The sequence below is a fragment of the Pseudarthrobacter sp. 01T43 genome (assembly GCF_056398665.1).
Genome location: NZ_JBFTPV010000060.1, coordinates 1 through 1,556, shown reverse-complemented (window position 1 = coordinate 1,556; position 1,556 = coordinate 1). Strand labels below are relative to the sequence as shown.

Sequence of the window (1,556 nt, the reverse complement as noted above, 5' to 3'; positions counted from 1 at the left end):
CAGGCTAGCGGTTCAGCGTCGCTGTCGCGCCGTGGTGGGAGAAAGCGATCCCTCACCTCGCCCCAGGCTCTGGCCCCGGATGGTGGTTTCGGCAGATCATGGAGGTGTCTGCCACGGTGGACGCCGGTTCGATCTTGGTGCTGTTGTTGAGCCTGCAGGCTAGCGTGGCGCGGAGGACTTCCACGGGAACCGTGGACTGTTGCCTTAGAGCACGAGTGTTAGATTCCAAAATTTGCCCTGTCCTCCCCGTGGCAAACACCAGCGAAATCAGTATCCAGGGGTCAGGAGGAACGGTCATGGATATCGTGCACGAGCGGGCGGCCGGCATCGATATTTCGAAGCGCGACGCGAAGGTCTGCCTCCGCGTACCCGGACAACGGGCCGGCACCTACACCTCCACGGTGACCACATGGGGTGCGACCACGAGGCAGATCCTGGAGCTGCGGGACTTCCTCGAACGCGAGCACGTCACCACGGTCGTCATGGAGGCCACCAGTGATTACTGGAAACCATTCTTCTACCTGCTCGAAGAGACTCTCCCGGTGATGCTGGTCAACGCCAAGGCCGCGCGGAACATCCCAGGCCGCAAAACCGACGTTTCCGATGCTGCCTGGCTGGCCCAGCTCGGAGCGCATGGCCTGCTCCGGGCCTCGTTCGTCCCACCTGAGCCGATTCGTGAACTGCGGGACCTGACCCGGGCCCGGTCCATTGCCACCCGTGACCGGACCCGGGAAATCCAGCGACTGGAGAAGTTCCTGGAAGGCTCCGGTATCAAGCTCTCCTCCGTGGTCACGGACCTCACAGGGGTCTCCTCCCGGGCGATGCTCGAGGCCCTCATCAACGGCGAACGCGACCCCGCAGTCCTCGCTGGCCTCGCCAAGGGCACTCTCCGGTCCAAAATCCCCGAGCTCGTGGACGCGCTGACCGGCCGGTTCAAGGTTCATCACGCGTTCATGGCTCGGCTGCACCTGGACCAAATCGATGCCCAGTCCCGGATCATCGACACGCTCACCGGTCGGATCGAGGAGGCGATGGAGCCCTTTCGTGTCGCCAGGGAATTCCTGGCCACCATCCCCGGAGTCTCACTCAGAGTCGCCGACGTGATCATCGCCGAAACCGGGGCGGACATGTCCATCTTCGAGACCCCCGGCCGGCTTGCGTCCTGGACCGGCGTCTGTCCCGGTTCCAACGAATCAGCGGGCCGGATCAAATCCGCGCACATCCTGCCCGGCAACAAATACCTCAAGGCAGCCCTCGGCATCGCTGCCCTATCAGCGTCCCGGAGCAAGGACACCTACCTGGCCGCTAAATTCCGGCGCGTCGCGGCCCGCCACGGATCGATGAAAGCCATCGTCGCGGTGGAGCACTCCATACTCAGCGCGGTTTGGCACATGCTTGCCGACGGCGAATGCTACGCCGACCCCGGCGCCGACCACTTCACCCGCATGGACCCGATCAAAGCCAAAAACAACGCCATCAAAAAACTCAACAGCCTCGGCTACGACGTCACCATCACCCCGGCCACCGCAGCCTGAGTCGCCTTACTTTCGTATTAG

The 1,556-nt window shown here is 63.3% G+C and carries 1 protein-coding gene; it reads left to right on the top strand.

The annotated features are described in order from the left end of the window. Positions 1 to 296 precede the first annotated feature (296 nt). Positions 297 to 1,535 carry an IS110 family RNA-guided transposase gene (locus AC1DIM_RS19715; RefSeq protein ID WP_477712167.1) on the top strand — a complete coding sequence of 413 codons (1,239 nt, stop codon included), beginning with the start codon at positions 297 to 299 and terminating at the stop codon, positions 1,533 to 1,535. Positions 1,536 to 1,556: the final 21 nt, after the last annotated feature.

Bases quoted from the DNA above. Each gene is read 5' to 3' on its own strand.
- AC1DIM_RS19715 (WP_477712167.1), top strand. From the start codon at position 297: ATGGATATCGTGCACGAGCGGGCGGCCGGCATCGATATTTCGAAGCGC.